Source organism: Bradyrhizobium sp. 2TAF24, assembly GCF_052115025.1.
Classification (GTDB): domain Bacteria; phylum Pseudomonadota; class Alphaproteobacteria; order Rhizobiales; family Xanthobacteraceae; genus Bradyrhizobium_A.
The window spans coordinates 1-902 of record NZ_JBFRFW010000069.1; the positions used below are offsets into that span (position 1 = coordinate 1).

Sequence of the window (902 nt, forward strand, 5' to 3'; positions counted from 1 at the left end):
GACGCCACGATATCGACCTGCCCGCCGCGGCCGCCTGCCGGGGTGGTGAAATTCCCGAAGCCACCAGCCGCTGGCAGCGACAGGCTGTTGATGACATTGATCACGAGTTGGCCGGCATCGATCGGCAGATACGGCGCGGCGATGCCGCTCGCGGCCGCCCGGGATGCGAAGAACTGGCTGATCGTGGTCTCGTTGTACTGCGACTGCTGGCGCACCACCGCGCCCGGCGTGACGGTATAGAGCGACGGCAGTGCATCGCGCAGGTTGGTATTGGCAACCGTGCCATAGCCCACCACCTGGTAGGAGCCATTGCGCAGTGCACCGGTCACGAGCCCGGTGGCGGTGGTCTGGCTCGCCGCCACGGTGAGCTTGTAGGCACCGGGCAGCAAGGCGTAGTGCCCCGGCAGCAAGGTGTAGGTGCCGGCCGGCAGCCCGGGGATGCTGCTGAGATAAACCTGCTGGCCGACCTGCAGGCCGACCGGCGCTGATGCCATCTGCGTCGGATCGCTGAGCTGCATCAGCGGATCGCGCGGCGCATAGTGATTGCCGAGGCTCGGCAGGATCGCGAAGGTCTGGGCGCCGTTGAGCGTATCGACCGAGCCGCCGGCACCGGTCACGAACTGTGCGCCATAGATGTCGCCGCCGCCGGATTCATCGATCTGTGCGGCAGACGCCACCGTCAGCGCCTTGCCATAGAACGAGACCGTCTTGGCCGGCGGCGCACTCAGCGCACGTGGCCTGCCGCTGCTGTCAGTGCCGTAGATCCAGTCGGTGTTGCCGAGCGGCGCGCCATAGGGGATCAGCGTGCCGCCCGCCGACACCGACGTGATGCTGCCCGGCAGCAGGTTGATGGCCCCCGTCGCCGACGGATTGCTCGGATTGCCGAAGGTGATCTGGCCGAG

1 protein-coding gene is annotated in these 902 nt (G+C 67.5%); it reads right to left on the bottom strand.

From position 1 onward, the window contains the following. A partial coding sequence (locus AB4Z37_RS32945; RefSeq protein WP_441520874.1) for a hypothetical protein occupies nt 1–902 on the bottom strand: 902 nt, incomplete at both ends.